At 59.9% G+C, this 23,224-nt stretch carries 20 protein-coding genes and 4 pseudogenes; 8 read left to right on the top strand and 16 right to left on the bottom strand.

Annotated elements, in window-relative coordinates:
• Positions 1-23: 23 nt before the first annotated feature.
• Positions 24-158 (bottom strand): hypothetical protein, encoded by a 135-nt coding sequence (locus tag KFO72_RS42025; protein WP_263627333.1) that lies wholly within the window; start codon positions 156-158, stop codon positions 24-26.
• Between KFO72_RS42025 and KFO72_RS08130 the strand changes: the two genes are divergently transcribed.
• Entirely contained in the window at positions 136-672 is a 537-nt protein-coding gene (locus tag KFO72_RS08130; RefSeq protein ID WP_225031878.1) for a hypothetical protein, read from the top strand. The genes KFO72_RS42025 and KFO72_RS08130 overlap by 23 nt on opposite strands.
• 47 nt (positions 673-719) lie before the next feature.
• Here the strand turns inward: KFO72_RS08130 and KFO72_RS42450 are convergent.
• A pseudogene (locus KFO72_RS42450) lies at positions 720-893 on the bottom strand (hypothetical protein); the annotation flags it as partial.
• 168 nt (positions 894-1,061) lie between these two features.
• Here KFO72_RS42450 and KFO72_RS08120 point away from each other — a divergent pair.
• Positions 1,062-1,271, top strand: a pseudogene (locus KFO72_RS08120) (RpiR family transcriptional regulator); the annotation flags it as partial.
• A gap of 70 nt (positions 1,272-1,341) precedes the next feature.
• On the opposite strand, the gene KFO72_RS08115 reads toward KFO72_RS08120, so the two are convergent.
• From KFO72_RS08115 to KFO72_RS08105, 3 genes are read right to left on the bottom strand one after another with little or no spacing between them, the layout of a single operon-like run.
• Positions 1,342-2,337, bottom strand: coding sequence for an NAD(P)H-quinone oxidoreductase (locus KFO72_RS08115; RefSeq protein ID WP_060603881.1), 996 nt, complete (start codon positions 2,335-2,337; stop codon positions 1,342-1,344).
• Entirely contained in the window at positions 2,334-2,711 is a 378-nt protein-coding gene (locus KFO72_RS08110) for a carboxymuconolactone decarboxylase family protein (protein ID WP_225031848.1), read from the bottom strand. Before KFO72_RS08110 ends, KFO72_RS08115 begins: the two co-directional genes overlap by 4 nt.
• A 13-nt stretch (positions 2,712-2,724) precedes the next feature.
• Complete coding sequence (locus KFO72_RS08105; protein WP_225031847.1) at positions 2,725-4,161, bottom strand: NAD-dependent succinate-semialdehyde dehydrogenase; 1,437 nt, start codon at positions 4,159-4,161, stop codon at positions 2,725-2,727.
• A gap of 388 nt (positions 4,162-4,549) precedes the next feature.
• Here KFO72_RS08105 and KFO72_RS08100 point away from each other — a divergent pair, with 388 nt between their 5' ends.
• A complete protein-coding gene (locus KFO72_RS08100) occupies positions 4,550-5,491 on the top strand; it encodes a LysR family transcriptional regulator (RefSeq protein WP_054932768.1) in 942 nt (313 codons plus the stop codon).
• Positions 5,492-5,545: 54 nt separating this feature from the next.
• Here KFO72_RS08100 and KFO72_RS08095 read toward each other — a convergent pair whose 3' ends face one another.
• The 6 genes and pseudogenes from KFO72_RS08095 to KFO72_RS08070 form a co-directional block, all read right to left on the bottom strand.
• Complete coding sequence (locus KFO72_RS08095) at positions 5,546-6,103, bottom strand: hypothetical protein (RefSeq protein ID WP_054932775.1); 558 nt, start codon at positions 6,101-6,103, stop codon at positions 5,546-5,548.
• Between the two features lie 292 nt (positions 6,104-6,395).
• Positions 6,396-7,580 carry an FUSC family protein gene (locus tag KFO72_RS08090; RefSeq protein WP_225031846.1) on the bottom strand — a complete coding sequence of 395 codons (1,185 nt, stop codon included), beginning with the start codon at positions 7,578-7,580 and terminating at the stop codon, positions 6,396-6,398.
• A gap of 322 nt (positions 7,581-7,902) precedes the next feature.
• Positions 7,903-8,240 (bottom strand): annotated as a pseudogene (locus KFO72_RS08085) (glutathione-dependent disulfide-bond oxidoreductase); the annotation flags it as partial.
• A 29-nt stretch (positions 8,241-8,269) separates the two neighbouring features.
• Entirely contained in the window at positions 8,270-8,974 is a 705-nt protein-coding gene (locus KFO72_RS08080; RefSeq protein WP_060603934.1) for a glutathione S-transferase family protein, read from the bottom strand.
• A 10-nt stretch (positions 8,975-8,984) separates the two neighbouring features.
• On the bottom strand, positions 8,985-9,965 hold the full coding sequence (locus KFO72_RS08075) for a DMT family transporter (protein ID WP_225031845.1): 981 nt from the start codon (positions 9,963-9,965) through the stop codon (positions 8,985-8,987).
• A gap of 3 nt (positions 9,966-9,968) precedes the next feature.
• Positions 9,969-10,622, bottom strand: coding sequence for a peroxiredoxin-like family protein (locus tag KFO72_RS08070; RefSeq protein WP_062916155.1), 654 nt, complete (start codon positions 10,620-10,622; stop codon positions 9,969-9,971).
• A 155-nt stretch (positions 10,623-10,777) separates the two neighbouring features.
• Here KFO72_RS08070 and KFO72_RS08065 point away from each other — a divergent pair, with 155 nt between their 5' ends.
• Positions 10,778-11,377: a TetR/AcrR family transcriptional regulator gene (locus tag KFO72_RS08065; RefSeq protein WP_062916154.1), complete on the top strand. Its 600-nt coding sequence runs from the start codon at positions 10,778-10,780 to the stop codon at positions 11,375-11,377.
• Between the two features lie 23 nt (positions 11,378-11,400).
• Here KFO72_RS08065 and KFO72_RS08060 read toward each other — a convergent pair whose 3' ends face one another.
• Positions 11,401-11,661 (bottom strand): hypothetical protein, encoded by a 261-nt coding sequence (locus tag KFO72_RS08060; protein WP_062916153.1) that lies wholly within the window; start codon positions 11,659-11,661, stop codon positions 11,401-11,403.
• 328 nt (positions 11,662-11,989) lie between these two features.
• On the opposite strand from KFO72_RS08060, the gene KFO72_RS08055 reads away from it, so the two are divergent.
• Positions 11,990-12,256, top strand: a complete 267-nt coding sequence (locus KFO72_RS08055; protein ID WP_225031844.1) for a hypothetical protein — start codon at positions 11,990-11,992, stop codon at positions 12,254-12,256.
• Positions 12,257-12,321: 65 nt separating this feature from the next.
• On the opposite strand, the gene KFO72_RS08050 is transcribed toward KFO72_RS08055, so the two are convergent.
• The 3 genes from KFO72_RS08050 to KFO72_RS08040 all read right to left on the bottom strand — a co-directional run bounded on the left by KFO72_RS08050 (position 12,322) and on the right by KFO72_RS08040 (position 15,375).
• Positions 12,322-12,798 (bottom strand): GNAT family N-acetyltransferase, encoded by a 477-nt coding sequence (locus KFO72_RS08050; RefSeq protein ID WP_082845421.1) that lies wholly within the window; start codon positions 12,796-12,798, stop codon positions 12,322-12,324.
• Positions 12,799-13,533: 735 nt separating this feature from the next.
• Entirely contained in the window at positions 13,534-14,313 is a 780-nt protein-coding gene (locus KFO72_RS08045) for an MBL fold metallo-hydrolase (protein ID WP_225031843.1), read from the bottom strand.
• Positions 14,314-14,490: 177 nt separating this feature from the next.
• Positions 14,491-15,375 carry a LysR family transcriptional regulator gene (locus KFO72_RS08040; RefSeq protein ID WP_225031842.1) on the bottom strand — a complete coding sequence of 295 codons (885 nt, stop codon included), beginning with the start codon at positions 15,373-15,375 and terminating at the stop codon, positions 14,491-14,493.
• A 147-nt stretch (positions 15,376-15,522) separates the two neighbouring features.
• On the opposite strand from KFO72_RS08040, the gene KFO72_RS08035 reads away from it, so the two are divergent.
• Positions 15,523-16,266, top strand: a complete 744-nt coding sequence (locus tag KFO72_RS08035) for an SDR family oxidoreductase (protein WP_060606953.1) — start codon at positions 15,523-15,525, stop codon at positions 16,264-16,266.
• A gap of 625 nt (positions 16,267-16,891) precedes the next feature.
• Here the strand turns inward: KFO72_RS08035 and KFO72_RS08030 are convergent.
• Entirely contained in the window at positions 16,892-17,404 is a 513-nt protein-coding gene (locus tag KFO72_RS08030; RefSeq protein WP_318248432.1) for an alpha/beta family hydrolase, read from the bottom strand.
• Between the two features lie 879 nt (positions 17,405-18,283).
• Here KFO72_RS08030 and KFO72_RS08025 point away from each other — a divergent pair.
• Positions 18,284-20,815 (top strand): annotated as a pseudogene (locus KFO72_RS08025) (type VI secretion system Vgr family protein).
• A gap of 40 nt (positions 20,816-20,855) precedes the next feature.
• Positions 20,856-23,207, top strand: coding sequence for a peptidoglycan DD-metalloendopeptidase family protein (locus tag KFO72_RS08020; protein ID WP_225031841.1), 2,352 nt, complete (start codon positions 20,856-20,858; stop codon positions 23,205-23,207).
• Positions 23,208-23,224 lie beyond the last annotated feature (17 nt).

Below are 23,224 nucleotides of genomic sequence, written 5' to 3'. Positions count from 1 at the left end.
ACACCGCCACCGCCCGAGCCTCCTCAATCAAAGGATGCATCGTCGACGGCCAGCACGGCCGACCGCAGCAACGATGCACTGATGGCAGCGCTAAAGCGTACGTTGACGCGACTCGGCATCGATGCATCGACGGGCTTGACCACCAGCGACAGTTTCAACGACAACGCCGACGCCTTGTCGTTACCGAGGCGCGTGAGTGCGTCGAGCGCATCACTGATCGCGGCGCTGTATCAGGCACTCGAATTGCAACAGTCAATTGCCTTGGCCAATGGCGCGAGCATATCGAGCAAAGACTCGAACGACGCGCTTTCCGTCGTGACCGATATCCAGCCATCCAGTTCGGCAGTCAATGGTTATCGAGATCTCGGCGCTCAGATTGCCGATCTGGCGAAGATGTCCACTAACGTGGCAAGCATCGACGATACGTCTACGGACGAATGGGATTTCGATATCGACGATTCCGAAAACTTTTCCAGCGCTAACACACAGCCGGACGACCCGATGACATCCGCAATTGGACAATTGAATCAGGCATTAAACGATCATGTCGTGACGCTCGCGCAGAGTGCAAACGCGAAAGTCTCGCTGGCTGCGGTACTCGACGGATTATCCGACGAGACGAAGGGAGTCCAGTGGCGGCCGCTTGGCGTGCTCATCGACGTGCAGGCGTAATGCCCGATCAACGCCTTAAGCGATTGTGAAAGATGTGTCGACTGTTGAAAATCCAGGCATGTCGTTGCCCAGAACACGGACTTGCGCGCGTCCTTCGCATTCGGCACGGTGAAGAAGCGCATCAGGATGTTGCGAATCGATGCGATATGAGCCTCGTCGATATCGAGCAGACTCACCACATGACCGGCCAGCGCGAGGCGGCCACCGAAGAACGAGCCCATGGCGCCAGCGTCCGGGAATGCGGTCTGCATGGCGCGCTCCTCAGAACGCGATGGCCACAAGCAAGCAGACACCGCAAAGCAGGACTGGTCACGGCGGCACGCCACCTTCAGCGTCGCCGCCGCGCACCGTCGACGGCTTGCGCGAACTCGTGGTGAAAATCGGTCGCGACGGACACGCTCGCCTCGCCGCTTGTGCCGCCTGCGACCCACGCATTTTTGATCCCACACGAAAGCAGTTTCTTCAGCAACAGCATGGGCGCATACCTGGTGTTCTGCGAAGGCCTGCTCAACCTGGTGGCCACGCATCTCGGCAAGCGCTCACTGCAGGCGCTCGAAAGGCGTGAACGGCTGATTACGGCGCTGGGTATCGAAACATAAGGCGTTTCGCGGACGTCGACTAACGCCTCAAACCTCCAGATGGGTGCTCCCTCAGTCACAAGCTCGAACCTCAGGTACGCTCGCGCATCGTCAGGATGATCTTCCCTACGTTCGCCGCCGATTCCATCCGGCGATGCGCATCAGCCGCGTTTTCCAGCGCAAACGTGCTGTCGACGACGGGTTCCAGGCTTGCACCGCCGGCGAAGCGTTCGAGCCAATGCTCGCGAAAGCGCCGCACCATTGCATGTTTCTCGGTCTGCGCGCGCGACTTCATCACCGTGCCGATGATCTGCAGATGACGGTACAGGATCTGTTCGAGGCCGACGCTCACGTCACCGCCTCCGCCCAGAATGCCGACCTGCACCAGCCGCCCTCCGTTTGCGAGCGACGCTACGTTCCGCGCGAAATACGGTGCGCCGACGAAGTCGATAACCACATCCACACCGCGTTTATCTGTTTTGCCGGCGACGACTTCCGCGAAGTCCTGCGTCTTGTAGTCGATCGCATGGTCCGCGCCGAGCTGTACGACGCGTTCGAGCTTCGAGCCTTCCGCAGTCGCAAACACCGTTGCACCCGTTGCATAAGCGAGTTGCACCGCCGCCGAGCCCACGCCTCCCGCGGCTGCGTGAATGAGCACCGAATCGCCGCGCTGCAGGCGTCCGAGATGTATCAGCGCCTCGTGCGCAGTCACGAAAACCTCCGGTATCGCAGCGGCATGAACGTAGTCGAGGGCGGCTGGAATCGGCATTGCCATTCTCCAGTCGATACGCGCCACCTCTGCATACGCACCGCCTCCGACCACACCCATGACGCGATCGCCGACCTTGTAGCCCTGCACGGCACCGCCCGTTTCGATCACTTCGCCAGCAATTTCGAGCCCCATGATCGTGGAGTCGCCGAAGTTGGGCCGGCCGTAACCTCCACGACGATGCGTGAGATCCGCGCGGTTGACGCCTGCAGCGTGAACGCGCACCAGCAGATCGTCGGGGCGGACTTCGGGCGCCGGAACATCGGCGAGCTGGAGAACCTCGGCCGCGCCGAACTCCTCGAATGTGATGGCTTTCATTTCAAACCCTCCTGCGTGGCTGATGAACCGGCGGCACTATCCGCCGTTTGAACATTCGCGCCGAGCGCTGCCTGCGCAACTGCCGACGCCGAGATGGCTGCCGGGAACCCTGCGTAGAACGCCAGGTGCGTGATTACCGCCGACAGTTCCTCCCGCGTGACACCGTTCGTCACGGCACGACGCAAGTGCGACGGCAACTCGTCGAGATGCCCGCCCGTGATCAGCGCGGCGACGGTCACGAGGCTTCGGTCTCGTGGCGAAAGTGCCGGGTCGTTCCAGATGCGCGGGTAGAGCGTGTCGTCGACGAACGCCGAGAGCGCCGGCGTGAAGGCGCGCGCGGCTTCGCGCGGGCTGCTGAAATCTGCTCGAGACATATCGGTGCTCCTGTTAAGCCTGGCTGATGAATTTGCGCGTCAGGTAATACTCGATGCCCTCGGCTCCCCCTTCCGAACCGTGGCCGCTTTCCTTCACGCCGCCGAACGGCAGTTCGGTCGAAACAATGCGGTACTGGTTGATGCCGATCATGCCGGTTTCCAGACCATCGGCCACGTCGATGGCCGTACGCGCGTTGTTCGTGAACGCGTACGCGGAAAGGCCATACGGCAGCCTGTTGGCCTCGGCAAGTCCATCGGCGAGCGCGTTAAAGCGCATCAACACGGCGATCGGCCCGAAGGGTTCCTCGTGCATCACGCGTGCGTCCATCGGCACGTCCGCGAGCACGGTGGGTTCGAAGAAATAGCCGTCGCCCTCGATCCGCTTCCCGCCGGCCAGCACCTTCGCGCCGCGCGCCACGGCATCGGCGACGAGCTCTTCCATCTTGGCAAGCTGGCGCGGATTCGCCAGCGGGCCGACCTGCGTGCTCGGGTCCATGCCGTCGCCGACCTTGAGCGCTTTGGTAGCGCCGACGAAATGCGCGACAAACTCGTCGTAGACGTCACGCTGGATCAGAAAGCGTGTCGACGAGATGCAGATCTGGCCGGTACCGCGAAAACGGTTCGCCGCGCCTTCGATAGCGGCCTTTTCGACATCCGCATCGTTGAAGACGAGGACGGGCCCGTGGCCGCCGAGTTCGAGCGTGATCGGCTTGACGCCCTCGGCCGCGCGCGCCGACAGCAGGCGGCCGATCGGCACCGAGCCCGTGAAGGTCACCTTGCGGATGACAGGAGAAGCGATCAGATGCTTCGATACTTCATCGGGCACGCCGAATACGACCTGCAGCACGCCCTTGGGCAACCCGGCGTCGTCCAGTGCGCGCGCCAGCGCGAGCGCCGTCGCGGGACTCTCCTCACCCGGTTTGATGATGACGCTGCAACCTGCAGCGAGTGCCGCGGAGAGCTTGCGCGCCGGCGTGATCGCGGGGAAATTCCATGGTGTAAAGGCAGCAACGGGGCCGATCGCCTGCTTCTTCACGAGTTGTTGCACGCCGGGACGATTGGACGGCACCACACGGCCATCTATGCGGCGTGCCTCTTCCGCGAACCATTCGAAATACTCGGCGGCACGCAGGACTTCGTCGCGGCTCTCGGTCAGCGGCTTGCCCTCTTCGAGCGTCATCAGGGTGGCGATGTGTTCGGCGCGCTCACGCATCAGCTCCGCGCTGCGTTTCAGGATGCGGGCGCGTTCGGCCGGCACCGTATTGCGCCAAACGTCGAAGGAACGTTGCGCAACTTTCAGCGCATGGTCCAGATCGGCCGCCGTCGCGAGCGGCACGCGGCCCAGCTCGCGTCGCGTTGCCGGATTGTTGACGGGTGCCGTTTCGCGCTCGCTTGCGTCGATCCATTCTCCGTCGATAAAAAGATGCAGTGCTCCGTAGGTGATGCCCATTTCAACAAGCTCCCAGGTGAAGTTACGATTCGGATACCGAAGTAAATAGCGTTCATCACTGATCCGACTGGCGATATCTATTGATGCTGTCTGTACAGTGCGTCGCCGTCTCAGGTCGCGGTCAAGTCGCCAATTCCGTATGACAAGTTCCTGACGCCGGAACCAAGTCTAGGCGCAACACGGAGGATGATTTAGTGGAGTCAGAAAGAATCAATCTTGTCTGTAGAGAGAAAATTCCCGTCGCTCGCGAGGGCGACTGGAGGCGAACGCTCGTGCGTAGCCGACCGGGCCCGTGTCTGCGGGAAACGGGAGTCTGCACTATCATCGCCAGCCGGCGCGAGCGGAAACGCGGCGATTCGACGAGAACAATCGAAAACGAGGACGTGCAATGGACAAGGTTTACAACATGTCGATTTTCGCGAAGGTGGTCGAAATGGGCAGCTTCACGGCTGTCGCCAACCACCTCGACACGACGGTAGGTAACATTTCACGTGCGGTGTCGGTACTCGAACAGAACCTCGATACGAGGTTGCTTCAGCGTTCCACACGGCGACTTCTGATAACCGACGCGGGACGACGCTTTTATGAACGCAGTATCGCGATCCTCGCGGACATAGAGCAGGCGGAGGCCGAGGCGCGTGACGCCCAGCTGGAGCCACGCGGCAAACTGCGCGTCCATACGGTTCCGGGTATAGGACGCCGCCTCGTTGCGCGTGCCGCGCTCGCGTATCGGCGTGCCTATCCCGACGTATCGGTCGATCTTCTCCTGTCGCAGAGAATGCCCAACCTGCTCGAAGAGCAGCTTGACGTCGCGGTTGTGATTGCTCGTACGCTGCCAGATTCGGCGTATGTGAGCCAGAAGATCGGCGTCAGCCATTGCATTCTCGCAGCGTCGCCCGCTTATCTTGCACAGCATCCTGCGCCCGAAGGTCCGGAAGATCTGGCGGAACACACATGCGTACTTCTTGGCACAGTCGATTACTCGCCCGACGAGTGGTGCCTGGAAAGCGCGGGGGGTCGCGTCGTCCACCGCCCGACCGGGCCGCACTTCGGCGTGAATGACATGGATGCAATGTCGACCACACTTAAAGACGGCGCAGGAATCGGGCTGATCGCTGCCTTCTCGGCAATCGACGATCTGCGTAATGGCTCACTCGTGCGAGTTCTGCCGCAATATCACACGTATGAGCGCAATGTGTACGCGGTATATTCATCGCGTCGATTCGTCGATGCCAAGATCAAGCGCTTCATCGACGTACTGAAGGCGGATGTCGGCGGCGAACTGAATGCCTACGCGGCGGAACTCGGCATCGGTATTGAACAGGTATGACCGCGTCGGTGGAGAGCGGCTCACTGCATTGAGCGCTCTCCCGCTTGCCGACAATCAGCGATTGTTTGCAGCCAACCTCGCACGTGCTGCGCGGGCAATGCTCTCAGCAAAGAGGGGGGTCTCTCGCCGGTTATGATCGCCCGACGCGCTCTGGCGATCGCGCGCGGCCTGTTCGAAAGAAACACCCATTTTCTCGATAAAGGCGAGGAAATCGTCGGTCGGATGCGAAATAACGCTGTTCGTATACTCCGTCTTACCATCTGCCAATTGCTTCGCACTCAGCTCCCAGATTACCTGGACCTTTGTGCGACCGTGTGGCGTGAAAACGTCCGAAAGCGAGACCATCCGGCAGTAGTTCTTTTCCGTGATTTCGCCGACGTAGTGCTGTACAACGAGGCCGGTGCCAATCTGCTCGACATTGATCGACATGCGCCGACCGTCGTCCGTCCACGTGGCGCCAGCTGCAATATGATCGGGAGGAGCACAGCGCTGATATTCCGCGTCCGGAAGTGCGAAGAGCCAGCTTGCGATATCTATCGCATCAAACGGGACGTCAACGACATGGCTGAATGCACTTTGCGAAAGGACGAGGTCTGCGCGAATCGAGGTCATTGCATACTCCATGAAATCGAGAGGGAAGGAAAGAACCGCGAAAAGATTGTCCCGTGCGGCACACTTCGCCTTCTTCGCACATGAACGAAAAGGTTGCATACGCACGATTCGCAGTGTCGGGGCACCTTCTACATGTAGCGCTCACATTCTCAATGAACAGGCGCTGCACAAGGCGAACCGCAACGGCTCGCCTTGTTATTGAGCGTGAGCAGATCGCTGCTTTTCCGTTGATGTCCACGCGTAACGACGGACAGCGAAGAACGGTCCGGCTCATGGGGCAACGTGTAATGCGCTATGACGCACGCCTGCTCGCCCACACGGCGCAGGCCGCCGTCACCAGTAGCAGTACGACGGCCAGCGCGACGTTGCCTGCTGCGATGCCCATCAGCCGCTGGTAGGCGAGCCCGACATCGTCGCTGAGCCACAAGCGGTCATGCACGAACGCAAGGATGACCACCGCGCCGAACTGCGTGCCCGCATAGCTGATGTCCGAGTGCCCGAAGCGCAGATAGCATGAAAGCCACACGAACACGCTGACGGCGAGCAGACAGTACGCGACGCTACCCGCCGTCAGTGGCAGCACGCCGAACACGACGGCGCAGCCTAGCGCGCAGCCGAGCAGCCGGTGGCACATCCGCTGTACGACGCGGTAAAGCGACCACGTGCCCTGTGCATCGACGGGAACCATCAGCACGACGATGGCTGTCGTCATTGCCTGAGCGAAGCCGTCGGTGGGATAACGCCACGCGAGATACGCCAGCACCGACAGCGTGATCGCACCGATCATTGTATGCGGCACGCGACCGAGGGTCCGGTCCGTGAACGCGTGCGCGACGGCGGGACGGACGGCGCCGGCTTCGGGGTCGCGCGCATCGAGCACCGACATCACCGCCGCACCAGGCAGCGTTACGCCCAGGTAAGCCGTCGTGCCGACCAGCGCATTGAGCCACAACGCCTGCGCGACGCTGCGCAGGTCCGCAGCGGGTTGCGCATGAGTCGTCGCCACGACGTAGAGTGCGAGCGCTGTTGACAGAATCCACATGTAGCCCGCTGAGCGCTTCGTCGCCAGATACAACCCGGCGGCCGACAGGCACGCCATGAGCAGCACGAACTGTGCGACGTCGTTCGCGCAGAAGCGCGACAGCAGCACCCCGGCGACCGTCCCGCCGAACGTGCCGGCGATCTGCTGCACGCCGAGATCGAGCGCGGCGCCGAGCGTGAGGCCCGTCAGCGAAAACGCGCAGATCGCGGCCCACCAGATTTCGGGCAGCCCGAATGATCGGCTTGCATAGATGGCAAGGAGCGTCGCAAGCACCGCTTCCGTGCAACGGCGCAGTCGCGCCAGGAAGGTGCGCGAAGACAGCTCCGCACGGAACGCGGCGAGCGTATTGCGCAACGCGAGCAGGAACGTGTCGAACATTGTGTCGGCGGATGCACTGGCGGGACGCGCGCCGTCCACAAGTGACGGCTCATGCATAGTACTGCCTCGGCCGCGTCCGTATCCGCCAAAGCCACAACTACCTTGATGGGAGGCGGCGGCACTCGCGGTCGCTGTCGTGTCGCAAACGACATTGATTGATGAACTCCACAATTTTCTGAAGCCACCAAGTCCACGACCCTTGGGCGGAAGGCAGCCGACTACAACTCCCGCCCGGGAAACCCCGCCAGGTATGACTCCCGCCGCGACGAACCGTCAGATACCCATAATCGTACCCATACTTCCACGGATCGACCGGCCTGTCAGGCCCTCGGCCGATTCACGCACGGCCCGCGCTGCTCGCTCCACTTCGTCGATAACACGGCTTCGGTCCGCTGCGACCCAGCAACGCGGGGATCTTCGAGTTCGGACTGATGCCCACGAAGCCGCTGCCGAACTGCTCACCCTCGCCGATCCTGATCAGCCAGGCGTCATACTCGGCCCCCGAATAGCCGGCTGCGAGCAGTTCGTACAGCAGGATCGTGACCTTTACGCCATTGGGCGTGCTCAGCGAATAAAGCTGCAGCGGATGACGCCCGACAGGCAGCACCTTTTCATGCGTCGGCCCGGCAACCGGTCGGTTGATGTTCGCAAAGATGCCGCCGCTGCGTTTGTTCCAGGTCAGACCTTCGGGGGAATATCGTCGAGAGAATCAGCCATGCAGTTCTCCGAAACGGCTCAGTGCCGATTCAGGCAACCAGCGGATAGTTGGACGGGAACAGCGCGCGACGGGTCTCCTCGTCGTTGACCTTCTTGAACTCGTAGTCCTTGCCGACTGCTCTGGCGCGGGCCGCCGCTGGGCGTGCATCGACTGTTTCGAACAGCCGCTTGAGGTTGGGAAACGACCCCAGCGGATCGTCGGCCCCCTTTAGTACACGCGAAGCGCGATCGAGCCATCCCCATGCCGATATATCCGCGATTGTGTACGTTTCACCAACGATGTACGTCCGCCCTTCCAGATGGTCGTTCAGAACCTGGTAGTGGCGCTCGGCTTCACGTCGATAACGGTTCACCGCATAGTCGAGCCCTTCGGGCGCGGCGAACTGGAAGTGCACTGCCTGGCCCGAGAATGGCCCCAGACCGGATGCCAGAAACAGGAGCCACGAAAGCAGCTCGGGTCTGTCCTCCGGTGCGCCCTGCAATTTGCCGGTCTTCTCCGCCAGATAGAGCAGGATCGCCGTGGAGTCGAACACGCGCGCTTCCTTGCCGCCCGGCCCGTCTGTATCGACGATGGCAGGCACCTTGCCGTTGGGGTTGATCGCGCGGAATTGCGGCGTGTGCTGCTCGCCCTTGCTCGTATCGATGGGGACCATCTCGTAGGGAAGACCCGTCTCCTCGAGAAACAGGGCAATCTTGGCCGGATTTGGCGTGGGGTGGAAGTAAAAGCGGATCATGGCGGTACCTTCAGGTTTGAGAATGGGTTGATGCACGCCGCACTGCTGCAATGCGCGCGGGCGCGGGCCTGGAAGCGAGCAGTACACCGAAAACGATGATGACGATCGACACACCTTCGGCCAGCGACGGCGTTTCGCCAAGAACGGGTATGGCGAGAACCGAGGCAACAGCAGGAAGCAGCGCAATGACAGCGGTGGCAGCCGAAGAGCCGAGCAGGGAAACGGCCCGGTTATAGGTGATGAGCGCGACGCCACTCATCAGCACGCCTTGATAAAGCCCCTGCAAGGCGATCTCGCCCGGGGAGGCAAGGCTGAACCGGCTGAGGCCGAGGAACAGATAGACTGGAAGATAAAGCGCCATCGACCAGAGGCAGATCAGCGCAGCGGACTGAATCGGTGTCAGGCCGCTGCGTCGAAACAGCAGCGTATAGATGGCCCACATCGCGGCAGCGGCCGTCAGTGCGAACATGCCAAAAGGATTGGGTTTGCCATGGGCTGCTACACCGGCACCCACCAGGCAAACGAGCCCTGTAATGATCGCCGCATAGCCGATCCAGCGTGACCTTCCCTGCCGCTCACGCAGGAAACCCCAACCGAACACGCCGGCGAAGACTGGCATCAACGTCGGTGCGACAGACGCGGCCTGAGCCGCCGAAGTCAGCTTCAACCCGAGCGCGACGAGCAGTACGAAAGGCACGCCCCACAACACCGCAAATATCAAACCCTCGCCCCAGGCGGCGGCAGACAGGCGGGAGCCCCGGCGCACGACAGTCGGCGCGAGAAGCATGGCGCCAATGCCGAACCTAAGCGCGGCAATGTCCCAGATGCGAAGCTCGCGGGTGACACCGAGCCGTGTCACGACAAACCAGCCCGAGAAGATCATGACCGTGAGCGCTGCCCAGGCGAATCCCGACAGTCGTATGCGTGAGGCTTTTCGCTGCGCCTGCTCAGGGTCGACGGCCGCCGCAACCGATACCTTGCCGCTTGTCATCGATCAGGCCGGTAGAAGCGCTTTCACGGCAGCGAGAATCGCATCCGGTTCGAGCCGCTTGCGGTAATCGACCTCGATACCGGCGAGCACAATGCGCCCATCCGGAGCAATCACATAGGTGGCGGGAACCGGCAATTCCCAGCTCCCGTCGCCATTGATCGCGGGCAACGCCTTGTTGTTCGAGCGCAGTGCCTCACGCAGATCCTCGGGCAGTGCATAAACGAGTCCGAAGCGGCGCGCGACGGAATTACCTGCATCGCTCAGGATATCGAAGGTTAGCGCGTTTGTCTGCGCAGTGGTCAGCGAACCGTCGGGCAGCTGCGGCGAGATCGCGACCAGCCGGGCGCCCAGCGCGGCCATCTCAGGAAGGATCGCCTGATACGCCCGCAACTGGATATTGCAGTAGGGACACCATCCGCCGCGATAAAACGTAAGCACGACGGGTCCGTGCTGCAACAGTGCCGAAAGCGAGATCCGATTGCCATGTACGTCCGGTAGCGAAAAGTCCGGCGCTTCATCGCCAGTTCCGACTGCCTGGTCCAGCGCGAACGTGGCACGCAGTTCGTCGATCCTGGCCTCGTAGAGCGCGACGCGCCCGGATGGCGCAATGCGCGCGAACTCCGCCCTGAAGCTGTCCAGTTGCGCCTGCAGTCCCATGACTCTTCTCCTCCACGCGATGCCTCCATGGGGCACCATGCACCCACCGCCATATTCAGGTCGCGCCCTTTTCGTTTTAGAACGCGCATTCTATAATCGCTCATCGCAGCGAAGTTGGCAAGCTCGCTGCGCCATGATGGATCCAGGTGACAGAGATGGCGAGACCAAGGGAATTTGACGAAGAGGCAGTGCTGGACGCAACGGTCCAGTGCTTCTGGAGGCACGGCTACGAGGCGACGTCGGTGAAAGATCTCACCGGGAAAACAGGTCTCACCGCCGCAAGCCTTTACAACGCGTACGGAGACAAGCGCGGCCTGTTCCGGGCAGCGCTCGATCGCTACGTAAGCGAAAGCATAGGCAACCGCATACGGCGGTGCGAAGCGCTCCCTCCCCTTGAGGCGATCCACTCGTTCTTCGACGAGATCCTGCGCCGCTCGTTGAACGATCGCCAGCATAAGGGTTGCATGCTCGTGAACTCGGCCCTGGAGATGGCACCGCACGATGCTGAGTTCCAGAAGATCATCGCCGGCGTTCTTACCCGTATCGAAGGCTTTTTTCTCGGGTGCATCAGAACAGGTCAGGCCGACGGGACCATTACGCAATCACAGCCGGCCGCAGTCCTCGCCCGGCACCTGCTTGGCGTTCTGATGGGTGTTCGCGTCCTGGCGCGCGTTCGTCCGGAAAAAGCGCTGCTGGAAGGGGTGATTGCGCCAGCGCTCGCCCAGCTTGTACCGCCCGAGGATGCGCCGAACTGACGTACCATGAAAGATGAGTGCTTTCAGGCAGGTACTTCGGGCAGGCAGTCCACGCCACGCACGATGTGAGACCAGGCGCCCGAGTTCAGCAATGCGCGTGGCGAGGCTTCCACACCGATTTCTGCGTAGACCTTTTTGCCCGGATCGGCAACAACAGCAAACGGCAACTCCGCAACGAAGGGCCGCAATTCATCCGCACCTGAATGGAACACTGTGACGTCCAGAATGCCGGCCGACGCGATCTCGGTGTGCCGTTGCGCCGTCGAGTGCAGATGAGATTGCAAACGGGGAGCGGGGCATTGCGCTACGTACCGTAGTGAGCTACCTAAGCGGTGCACTCCCAGGCAACTCGCTGCGCTGGGTGGGCCCGGCACCCATGCATGGCCGGCGAATCCCGCAGCAGATTTCCGCTATTGCCGGCAACCGCGCGCACCGCTCGCGGTATACCGTCTGACGCCGAGTTTCGTGAGGGATAGCCGTCATCTTCCGCTGACTGGCATGCCTGGTCTCGACTTCTGCAGCCCGCTGCAGAACAACCTGAATTGCCCTCACTCGATTGTCAATCGGTGACCGAAACCCTTGCGTTGAAGGGCGTTACGACCGTGGCGGGAAATGGCGTCGCTGCCTGGTTGCGTAGGCACGCCACTTCTAGAAGTCCACAGCCGCTTCCATACATCGGCCACTTACGGCGAATCGCTCGAAGTTCCTAAATCCACGCAAGAATGGCGCGACAAGGTCTTCATTCAGCGCCATCGCATAACCCGTGGAGAGACGGCGGTCTGCGAATTTCGCGCGATTCGAGCGTTGCGCATCAAACAAGCCGATCGAAACCTCAAAGCGGTCACGATTCCGGATTGCATTCGCACCGCATGCACTTGAAAGGGAGCTTCGGCTCAACCCACGGACGATCCGAATGGGGCTGGCAATCGTCGGAGCGTAGCGACCTACGCTCCGACGGTCAGATGCTTTGTCATTGGTACGCAAGCCAATTCCAGTCCACGCGAGCTACGGTAGGTCGATACCGAGTCTCCCGCCCAACCACAACGGCGATAGAACGCTGCCGCGTTTAGCGTTGCATCGAGACGCATTGCGGCAACGCCATGCACGCCGGCCAACGCCTCGAGAAATTGCAGCATCTTGCGTCCAATGCCCAGTCCCATATGAGATGGCCGCACAAAGATTGCGTCGATTTGCCCGTTTGCGACCGTAAGCATTCCCGTGCCAACGACTAGTTCTTCGTCGACGGCAACGTAAAAGTCGTTTTCGACAACGCTGGCCCATTTATCGGTCAGCGTTCCATCGACCCATTCAGAAAGGGCCGCCTCGGGATAATACTCGGCGCACGCGGCATGCACCGAGGTTTTGCGGATATCCCAAGCGTCGAAGATGTCATGGCGATTCGCTTTTCGTATCGTCACCATGCCGCGCTCCCCGGCTCGAACAAACAAGTCGACACACGGGCAGAGCCCCGATAGACGGCAAGACGTTTCTTGTAATGCATGCAACCACTCCTATCTGCGCCAATGCAATTAGGAGCGACTAAAAAAGACTCGGCCCCGTCATGACTGGCGGGGCCGTTGAGGAAGTCTATATGTGATGTATAAACGTCACGATTCCCACGACTCGCCGTCGGCAGTCATGGTGCACATCATGGATTTGAAAGTGTCGGAGTTCATGCAGACATATTGCCTCTCTAAGAGATTACAGTCAACGGGGACCGACGATTGTCACCAATGTAAGCGGTCGACGAGAATGCCTCGAAATGGCCGAACCCGGAAATCCATGGGCTGACGACGAACGGGCCGCCCGGACTGATCGCCGAACTTCCCTGGTCGACCCACTCCGCTCAGACAACTTTCTTTAAACCGATCAGTCAGCAAAATTCAGGTCGCTATCTGGAGTGCCACTATGCGGCCGCTGGCGACCTCACCCAATCGGCCGTGACCGGCCTGTTGAGGTCGTCATCCAATTCGGCTAGCGGAGCCCTCGTCCACCCTGGCCCAATGGCCGTTGTTCGGTAAGCTAATTGCCGCCGGCACTGCCGCAAGCCGGCCATCTTCGGCCGTTCGACATCGAATTAACAAAACAATTGAACGTCTGCTCCGCTCGGTTAACGGACCGTCTTAGACGTTCAACGCAATTCGCCGGGATACTACTCACCACTCGATCTTCAATGGCTCGCCGCGCAGCAGGCGCAACAAGCGATCGCCGACGCCAAGCGCGGTAAAGGCCGAAGCCAGCTCGTCAGCGCTTTCCGTGTTGTGCTCCCAGCCTTCGTTGTGCACCGCCAGGATCTTCGCATTGGGGAAAGCATGGGCGGCAGCCAGTGCGTCGTTGCCGTCCATCGTCATCTGGAAGCGCCCACGCGGCTCGGCCGCGCCGGCGAAGACGATCACCACCTTTGGAGAATACCGACGGGCGACCTCGGCAGTGCCCTCATACCAAACTGTGTCGCCGGTCACATAGACCGCGTCGCCCTCTTCTTCTTCTCCCAGCAGAAAACCGATGACGTCGCCCGAATACGGCTCGATTCCCACTGGGCCATGTCGCGCAGGCGTACCGGTAATCAGCAAACGTCTAGAGCCTGGACCTTCGAACGTTTTTGTTTCGAAGGGTGTCAGGCCCAAGGCATTACCGCCCAAGCGGGCCTGCCCGGAGAGCGTCGTATAGGTTGATTTCACGGACGGCAATATCGAGCGCCCCGTTGTGTCAAGGTTATCGAAGTGATGGTCGTGGCTTAGCAATACGGCGTCCAATGGGCCGATTTCCGCGATCGTGAGCGCGGGACCGGTGGTCTTATGAAACGTCACGGGCTTGCCGGGATATGGCTGGTAAGTACCTGGCGGATCAAAGGTCGGATCGGTTAAAAGCCGAAAGCCACCTACCTCTATCAAAGCGGTTGGCCCGCCAATCAGTGTAATAGTTGCACCAGTCATCACAGCGTCCAATGTCGAAGTGGGAATGCGGCGATTATGGCGGTCTGGGTTTCCGCGCGGCATTCCCCACATTTGTTCAGCGGATGCTCGATTTCGCACAAGTACATTCAGGACAGAACGGGCATGCGCGTGAAAGAGTTGCAGGCAACGGAGATGCGCGCGGTGGCGCAGCAAGACCTATTCGATCAGTGCACGCTCGCTGGAAAGGAGGTTCATCAGAAAATCGACCACCGTTTTGATTGCGAGGTTGGTGACGCCATCGCGCCGAATCAATAGCCAAAGTTCCCTGGATGGCGGCGCTTCCTTCATCTCGCAATGCACCAAGGTTGCTTCACCGCGCCCGACAAAGTGAGGCAACAGGGCGATGCCTGCGCCGGCACGGGCCGCTGCCGCCTGCATCACCTGACTATTGCTTTTGAACGCAACGCGGGCGCGTGGATAGGTTTCGCGAAGCCAACTGGCTTCCGGCAAGTGAGCGTTCGCATCGTCGAAGCCGACGAAGGTCGGGCTTTCGCCGGCTGCCAAACGTCGCCGCCATTCGTCCACGGCATAAAAACCAAAACCTGGCGTTGCCGCCCGCTTCGCGATGACTTCACCGTCTGTTGGCCGCCCGAACCGCAGCGCAACGTCGGCTTCACGTCGCTCGAGGCTGACCGCTCGAAAGTCGGTGGCAAGATCCACATCCAATGTCGGATACGCTGCAGTCAAACCGGCCAGTTTCTCGACAAGAAGACATTGCGCCAGACTTGGCGGCGCATTGACGCGCACAAGCCCGCTCGGCTCCTGCGGCTGACCGCCGCGTCCGAGTCGTGCGGCCGCCACTTCCATCTCGCTGGCTGGCGAAAGCGCGCGCACGCCAGCCGTGGTTAGCACATAACCATCGGGGCGACGCTCCACCAATTTCTCACCTAGCGCTTTCTCGAGCGTCTGAATGCGCCGAGAAATGGTCGCGTGCGAAAGCGATAGCGCCCTGGCCGTAGCTGAAAGGCTGCCATAACGCGCCAGAGACACGAAAATGCGGATGTCTTCCCAATCGAACGATGTGCGAATTTGATCAGCCATTGTCGGATATTAGCGAATGGTTCAACGACGACATGCCGATTAGCATGAACCCCTGGATTAAAAAGCGTCCGTCGATGCACGGCCGGCAGCTTTGACATTTGCTCAACGAAAGCGGCTTAAAGCGCCTCAAAGGTGAAAGGATACGTCATGCGTGAAGGGATCAAAGGAAAGGTCGTTCTAATCGCAGGAGGCGCGGGCGGGATAGGCTCGGCCGCGGCGAAAGCATTAGCCGCGGACGGCGCGATCGTCGCGGTTGCGGACATAGATCAAAACAAAGCGGATTTGTTGGTCCAACACATTCGTGCCGAGGGCGGCGAAGCCAAGCGATACGACGTTGACGTCACGCGAAAGAAAGACATGGAGATGGTCGTGAGTACCATCGTCGCTGATTTTGGGAAGCTCGACGTACTGATCAACAGCGCGGGTGTCATGTTGATCCGTCCGATGGCCGAGGTGAACACGGAGGAATGGGAAACCACGATCGATCTGAACTTGAAGGGGACCCTATGGGGGATCGCCGCTGCGCTGCCGGTGTTCTTGCGGCAAGGCTTTGGCCATGTGATCAACCTGGGCTCGGTGCATGGACTAAAGGTGTTCTCACCGGGTGGCGCCGTGCATTCCGCATCCAAGTTTGCGATTCGGGCGCTTTCGGAAGGCCTGCGCGCCGAGATGGCCAGCCATTCGATCCGTGTGACCTCGATCACGCCCGGTGCGGTGAACAGTGGTATTCAGAACAAAACCACCGGCACCGACAGCGCGCGCATTCTGGAAATCTACACAAAAGCGATTTCTCCAACTGCCGTCGCGCGCGCCATTACCTTCGCCATCGAGCAACCGATTGAAGTCGACATCAACGAAATCGTCGTACGTCCTACCGCTCAATTACTGTGATTCAGTATCGCCCATCAAGCAATGAGGTTTGAGCCTTTCATCGCTTGGTTCGAGATGCGGATAGTTGCAACGGCGACTCTTTGATAATAGCCATCGGCAGCGCTCGTTGGCGAAGACTTGCTTTTGCTCCGGAGGACCAAGCAAAGGTGGAAAAGTCATCGGTTGGCGTAACGCCATGCACGGTCGGATTGGTGAGCCCATCGTATTTGCCTCGGCTCGGGAGCTTTGGCCGAATGTAATCGAAAGCGGACGTTTAGCACGATGAATCCGTGCGACCGAGTTGGGTCGGTTTCGGGCGACCGCGTCGGGCAGTGACCGGCCAATGCACGTTGTTCGACGCTCCGCCAGTCTGGTTCCGGCCGCATCCCTGGACTGTCACTCACGGATCGGCGCCGGCCAAATCAAAGCAGATGCCCTCCGCGATGCCGGGGGCGGGTCGCCGCAAGCAGATCTGACAGATTCACTCACTCGGCACTGGGAAAACGTCGCCGACGCGACAGGCGTCGCTTATGGTGGCTATGCGACAGACCATCTGCGGATAGCGAAGGGATTGAGCGGGCAAGTCCAGCACGGCGAGGTCGCCGGCTCGCCGTCCCGACTCTACTACAAGCATTCCTGCGCTTGCTCAGGTGACGCGCACGAACTCTCCTTCGGCGAAGAACCACGCCGACATCGTCCGCGCCAGCTCAAGCACGACCTCCGCGTCGGTCCGGCCGGAGGACGCGCGCACGTGGAACGAATGATCTGCGTCGTCTACTACATGCAGCGTGGTGCGTGTCCCCAGCGTCTCGACGACCGACCTCAGAAGGTTAAGCTCGGCCAGCTTGTCGCGCGTGCCCTGCAGGAAAAGAATCGGCACCGTGACGTCCGCCAGGTGGTGTGCCCGCTCCACGCCGGGCGCGCCCGCCGGGTGCAGCGGGAACGCGACGAAAGCGAGGCCACGCACGCCGTCGAGCGGCGAGATGGCTTGGGCCTGGGACGTCATGCGGCCGCCGAACGACCTGCCGCCCGCGAAGAGCGGCAGGGCTGGCAGCCGCCGGCGGGCCTCTGCGACGGCTGCCTGCACGGTAGCATGTGCCACGGCCGGCGAGTCCACCCGCCTGGAGCCCCGCTCCATGTACGGAAACTGGTAGCGCAATGTGGCGACATGCCGGCGTGCCGCATGCCCGCGCCGGCACCGTGCGCGAAGACATACAGGGCTCGCGCGTCCTCCGGCACTCGGAGGAGCGCGGAGACCTTAGTGCCATCGGGCAGTGCCAGGGAAAGCGATTCTGGGTCGTCCATCGTATTCAGCTCGTGTCGTTGTGGCCTTTGCGCCAATTCTGCATCAATGAGGACTCGGGGAGCGTTTGTGGTGACCTTCCGCAAGGGGCAGGTGCAGTTTGCAGACCGATCCATGGAGCGTGCGCCCACCGTGAACGGCGCCGCGGTCGCGATGTGTCGGTTGACGATCACAAGCCCGATTTGCTGGTCGCAATGTGATCCGCGCTTGGAGACAACTGCGCATTGGCACGCCTGCATCATTGTCAGCGAGCTGTTACGACACTGCAATCAGCGTCAAAGGAAATGCTCGAAGGGCAGTTCATTTATCTGGCTCTCTGGAAGAGCATGTCCGGCTGCAAAAGATTCTGGGTCCGGCCAGTTTCGATCACTCCTCGGCTGCTGTTCACCGACGCTTGAGCGTCGGTTCGGATCGCGACAAGAGACGTTCGCGGCAAAAAAATGGCTAGCGATTGATAGTTCTGCCTTTGCAATTTAACAATCGCGCGGCCGTAATCGCACAACGTCGCACATCAGGAACGCATTCATACCAGAATGCGACGCCTGATCGAGAATGTCGCCTGCGATTTAATGTAATTCGCGTCGCAATTTATCGGCAAAGCATGCGTTTCAATGTTAAATGCAAATCGCATAATTGAAATTTTGAAAATCGATTTCACTCTTTAAATCTGATAATGGTCTATTCATCTGTTTTTTGTAGAATTCGAGGGCCATGAATTAAACAGGAAGAGGCGTTATGGGGGCGCAGGACATTTCCGCGGCCATGACGAATGGGCTCGCACACCAAGACCGGGTATTGAGGCTGGAGACGCCGCTTGGTAGCAACGTTTTGCTACCGCAACGGGTGATTGGCCATTCGCGCATCGGAAGGCATTTCGAGTTCACGGTCGATATGATTTCGACGTCATCTAGCATCGAACTCAAGAGGCTGATCGCGCAGCCGGTCACGCTGTGGATCCAGCAATCTGACAAATCCTATTTGCCCCATAACGGCTACGTGCACACGGCGCGCCGCCTCGGATCCGACGGCGCGCTCTCGAGTTATCAGATCGGTTTCGCGTCGTGGATGCACTTCCTCAGGTTCCGGCGTGATCAGCGCATCTGGCAGGATGCTAGCGTGGACGAGATCATCACTGACGTCTTCAATGCGCATCCACAGGCGCAGGGACGCTTCCGGTTCGCGCTTATGAAGCCACTGCCTTCGCGTTCCTACTGCCGCCAGAACGAATACGATTGGAACTTCGTGCATCGGCTGCTCGAATCAGAAGGTCTGTTTGGTTTCTGGCAGCAGGAAAGCGACGGCAAATCGCATACGCTGGTGATCACCGACAACCTCTCGGCTCTCGATGCGATGTCGCCACAGAACGTGCAGTTCTCTCGCGCCGGAACGAACAGTGAAACAGATGCGCTCATCCAATGGTCGGGCACGCGAACGCTGCAAAGCACGCTGTTGACCACGCGCACCTTCGACTACAAGAGCCCGTCTACCGCATACAACCCCAAGGGCACGAGCACACCGACGATACCCGCGCAGGGCACCTTGCCAGCGCAGGCCGAAGTCTACGAACACACGGGCGCATACACATACGGCGGTCAGGACCGCGGAGACGCGCTTTCACGCATCCGCATCGAAGAGTGGGAGTCGCGCGCCAAGCGGTTTCACGGCATCGGTGGCATGCGAGATGTCGACGCGGGGCGGCGTTTCACTCTGAGCGGTCATCCTGACCACGATCGTGATCTGGCGAATCAGCGCGAATTCGCCGTGATCGAGGCGACGTGGACGATCGAGAACAATCTGCCCGTCGACGGCGACGGACAGATGTTTCCGCATAGCCTCCAAGACGCGGTATTGGCCGTTCGTGCGACCTACGACGGTGAGCGCACGTGCAAGGTGATGTGCGCCGATGGCTCGGAAGGGTTCTATCGTGTCGACGTCGAGGCTCAGCGCACGAATGTGCCTTATCGCAGCCCGTTCGAACATGAGAAGCCGGACGTGCAGCTCGAGTCGGCGATTGTCGTTGGCCCGCAGAACGAAGAGGTCTACACCGACGAACTGAACCGGATCAAGGTGCGCTTCATCTGGGAGCGGCTCAATGGCAGCGATGAGCGGGCTTCGTGCTGGGTGCGTGTGGCGCAATCGGACGCGGGCGGTGGATACGGTGGCGTGCATCTGCCGCGCGTCGGCGAAGAAGTGCTGATCGACTATTTGGATGGTGATTGCGACCGGCCGATCGTGGTTGGACGCGTCTATAACGGTGCAAGATTGCCTCAATGGCATTCGAACGGTCTGCTCTCGGGTTACCGATCGAAGGAGTTCGGCGGCAGCGGCTACAACCAGATGGTGATGGACGACGCGACAGGGCAGAATCGCGTATAGCTTTACAGCACGAGCGCAAATTCGAGTCTGCACCTGGGCTGTCTGATCGCGCAGAGCGGCAACACCCGCGGCGCCTATCTGGGCAGTGGATTCGATCTCGCCACGGATGATTACGGTGCCGTCCGTGCGGCGAGAGGTCTGCTCATAACGACGTACGCGAAGAGCGTCGGCGATCATCAAATGGATGCGCGCGACGCGCAGAAGCAACTCGCGAACGCGCAAAGCGTGATCGATGCAATGTCGTCTGCAAGCGAAACGCATCAGGCTGAGGGTCTGAAGGCAGGTCAGGATGCCTTGCAGTCGTTCGCCGATGCGACGCAAAGAGACATCTCAGGATCGTCTATGAGTGGGTTGACTGCGGGCGGCGGCACCGGGACTGCAAACGCATTCAGGGAGCCTGTGATGCTGTTCACGAGCCCCTCGGGCATCGGTATGGCGACGCAGCAGTCGTTACACTTGTCGGCTGAAGAGCAGGTCAACTTCGTCAGTGGGCAAGGTACGCATCTCGCCGCAGGCAAATCGCTGATCGCGAGCGTCGGCGAGAAACTTAGTCTTTTCGTGCAGAACGCCGGGATGAAGCTCTTTGCGGCGAAAGGCAAAGTCGAGATTCGGGCGCATTCGGATAACGTGGAAGTAACCGCACAGAACGTCCTGAATCTGCTGTCGGCAACGGAGAACATCGAGGCGGCGGCGAAACAGGGGATCCTGCTCACGTCCGGTGGCGCATATGTGCGGATCAAAGATGGGAACATCGAAATTCATGCCCCCGGGAAAATCGATATTAAAGGAGCGCAGCATAGTTTTGCCGGTCCCGAATCGACGAACTATCCGCTACCGATGCTGCCAAGGGGCGATCTGACCTTACCGGGGAAGTTTGTCTTTTCGCAATGATCTCTGCTTCGCGGAACACCCCTTTTTCAATCGTACGCGCATGCTCATCAGCTACCCCATCATTACCGCCGACGCTGACATCGGCGATCTAACCCGCGACATTGCATATTCGAATCAGCTGTTTCCCGAGCCACCATTTGGCTCCGGCGCCTATCCGCTCAGCGCCAACATGCGCTGGCACGGAGGCGTGCATCTGCGTTACGGCATGGAGCCCATCCGATCTATCGCAGACGGAACAGTGGCGTTCGTGCGGGCAGCCGAAGCGAAGAACACGAACGACAAAGATCCGCTCAACTACGGAAGCGCGGACGGTCAGGCAACCAACTGGACCGACAATGGGTGCGTCGTCATCGAGCATCACGCGGAGACAGGGGAAAAAACCAGTCTGGCCTTCTGGTCTGTCTATATGCATCTCTCGGCCGTGTCCGTCAAACAGGGGCAAACTGTCGATCGCAAGACCGTCGTCGGACGAGGCGGCGAGATCAGCGGTTTTCAGGCGATCCATTTCGAAATCTTCACGAATCAGGCGGGCATCGATGCGTTGTTCAAGCGCGGCGATAAACCCTACAAAGTATTCGACAGCACCGTCCAGGCGGGCGATCCCGACCTCTGGGGCGACAGCCATTTCATCGTTCGAGCCGGTATCGATGTCTATGATCAATCGCCCGAAATGGCAAAGATCAAACACAGGGCGTGGGAGAGCGACAAGGCAAAGCACGACCACGCCGAGCGCAAGCGGATCGCCGACGTGCTCAAGCAGGCACGTCAGCATCATCAGCATGTGGACGCTGCTACGACGAAGGCGCAACCCTATGGCGTTTCGGAACCTTCGATGACGTGCAATAAGATCGGCACGACGGACAGGTTGCTCAACGTCACGGTCACGTTTTCAAGGGGTGCGTGCCGGACCACGTCTTACGATGAAACCGGCGACGTTGTCGATCATGCCGATTGTCCGGACGCGCGCTACGAATACAACATGAATCAGATAGCCAACCTGATCGATCCGGCTTCAGCCAGCGCGGCATATGAACTTCTGCGGTGGGGGCGCGTCATCGGTCCCGATGCACTGCAAACATCGAAGGCGGGCAACTGGAAGTACATCGCCTTCGATAGCGGCAAGAAGGGCTATATCGACCTGAACGACAAGATAATCGTCAAGTTGTCTGACGCAGATTTTCCTGAATTCCTTGGATGGAAGCTGGTCCATGAAGGTGGGAAAGGCACGTCGGCGATGCCAGATGGGCGATGCGACGCGAAGACTATTCTCAAGTTGCTCAAGGAGAACGTCGATGATTCAATGACCGATCAACAGGCTCTATCACGCTTGCGCGACGACGGCGTCCGAAAAAAGATGCGGCGACTGGTATGCGAATTCAGGACCGAATGGGAAGCGGAAAATTTCGACGCAGCGTATGGTTTCCTGCTGAAAGACGGGACGTGGGGTGACCACACCCCGCGCACTGCGATGACGCAGGACCAATACGCGCAGTTCAAGGCCCACGCGAACAAGCTGCAATGGTGGGCCGATGCGAAACTATCGCTTCCGCCTACGTTGTGGCATTTCCATCCCATCGAATTTATCGACTGGATGAGAAAGTGCGCGTGGATCGACAAGAGCACGCTTGCAAAGATCTACAAGCGGACGCCGGAAGCTACACGGGAACGATATCGTGTCGCATTGAATCAGGTAATGCAGAAATACGTGATTACCAATCCTATCCGGCAGGCTCATTTCTTCGGACAAGGTGCCGTAGAGTCGGGATCGCTGACAAACATGCAGGAAGCGAGCATGGCCAACGGTAAGATCAACCCGGCGTCGCAGCAGTCGGAAGCCGACCTCGGCCACTGGTACGGACGCGAAACGCCAGAATTCGACAGCTATTACAGTTCAGAAAAGTTCAATAGCAAAGGTGGACGCATTGCCGGCTCGTATAGCTGGAGCAACGGTAACGTCGGCGACACGGATGCGCAGGAGTTTCGCGGTCGCGGCTTCAAGCAGTTGACGGGACGTTCCAATTACGCCGGCTATTGGGTCTATCGCAGCTGGCTGAAAGCTTCGGATTTCGACGATCATTGGTGGGACGATCCCGCATATAAGCGGCATCAGCCCGCGCAAATGAAACTGCGGCCCGCGCCCATCAACGATCCGGACCGGATTATTACGAATCCATACAACTGTATCGACAGCGGTGGGTTCTACATTACGTTCAAGCGACCGAATGTGAAACCGGAGATCGACGCGGGCAGCGGAAAGTTGCCCGTCACCCCCGAGCAAAATGCTGCGGCCAAACAGATATCCTCTGCAGTGACGTATGCAATCAATGGTGGGCATATCGACGAACTCCGACGCTATGAGGAAACAATGAACGCATTGAAGGTGCTCAATTGAGAAAAGGGATTCTGGTT

Source organism: Paraburkholderia sp. XV, assembly GCF_020177535.1.
GTDB classification, from domain to species: domain Bacteria; phylum Pseudomonadota; class Gammaproteobacteria; order Burkholderiales; family Burkholderiaceae; genus Paraburkholderia; species Paraburkholderia caribensis.
Note: the sequence above shows the minus strand (reverse complement) of the source record. Positions and strands in the feature narration are given on the sequence as shown.

Excerpts from the sequence above, each read along its gene's own strand:
- KFO72_RS08115 (WP_060603881.1), bottom strand. The coding sequence starts at position 2,337 with ATGAAAGCCATCACATTCGAGGAGTTCGGCGCGGCCGAGGTTCTCCAG.
- KFO72_RS08110 (WP_225031848.1), bottom strand. The coding sequence starts at position 2,711 with ATGTCTCGAGCAGATTTCAGCAGCCCGCGCGAAGCCGCGCGCGCCTTC.
- KFO72_RS08105 (WP_225031847.1), bottom strand. The coding sequence starts at position 4,161 with ATGGGCATCACCTACGGAGCACTGCATCTTTTTATCGACGGAGAATGG.
- KFO72_RS08100 (WP_054932768.1), top strand. The coding sequence starts at position 4,550 with ATGGACAAGGTTTACAACATGTCGATTTTCGCGAAGGTGGTCGAAATG.
- KFO72_RS08095 (WP_054932775.1), bottom strand. The coding sequence starts at position 6,103 with ATGACCTCGATTCGCGCAGACCTCGTCCTTTCGCAAAGTGCATTCAGC.
- KFO72_RS08090 (WP_225031846.1), bottom strand. The coding sequence starts at position 7,580 with ATGCATGAGCCGTCACTTGTGGACGGCGCGCGTCCCGCCAGTGCATCC.
- KFO72_RS08080 (WP_060603934.1), bottom strand. The coding sequence starts at position 8,974 with ATGATCCGCTTTTACTTCCACCCCACGCCAAATCCGGCCAAGATTGCC.
- KFO72_RS08075 (WP_225031845.1), bottom strand. The coding sequence starts at position 9,965 with ATGACAAGCGGCAAGGTATCGGTTGCGGCGGCCGTCGACCCTGAGCAG.
- KFO72_RS08070 (WP_062916155.1), bottom strand. The coding sequence starts at position 10,622 with ATGGGACTGCAGGCGCAACTGGACAGCTTCAGGGCGGAGTTCGCGCGC.
- KFO72_RS08065 (WP_062916154.1), top strand. The coding sequence starts at position 10,778 with ATGGCGAGACCAAGGGAATTTGACGAAGAGGCAGTGCTGGACGCAACG.
- KFO72_RS08055 (WP_225031844.1), top strand. The coding sequence starts at position 11,990 with ATGGCGTCGCTGCCTGGTTGCGTAGGCACGCCACTTCTAGAAGTCCAC.
- KFO72_RS08050 (WP_082845421.1), bottom strand. The coding sequence starts at position 12,798 with ATGGTGACGATACGAAAAGCGAATCGCCATGACATCTTCGACGCTTGG.
- KFO72_RS08045 (WP_225031843.1), bottom strand. The coding sequence starts at position 14,313 with ATGACTGGTGCAACTATTACACTGATTGGCGGGCCAACCGCTTTGATA.
- KFO72_RS08040 (WP_225031842.1), bottom strand. The coding sequence starts at position 15,375 with ATGGCTGATCAAATTCGCACATCGTTCGATTGGGAAGACATCCGCATT.
- KFO72_RS08035 (WP_060606953.1), top strand. The coding sequence starts at position 15,523 with ATGCGTGAAGGGATCAAAGGAAAGGTCGTTCTAATCGCAGGAGGCGCG.
- KFO72_RS08020 (WP_225031841.1), top strand. The coding sequence starts at position 20,856 with ATGCTCATCAGCTACCCCATCATTACCGCCGACGCTGACATCGGCGAT.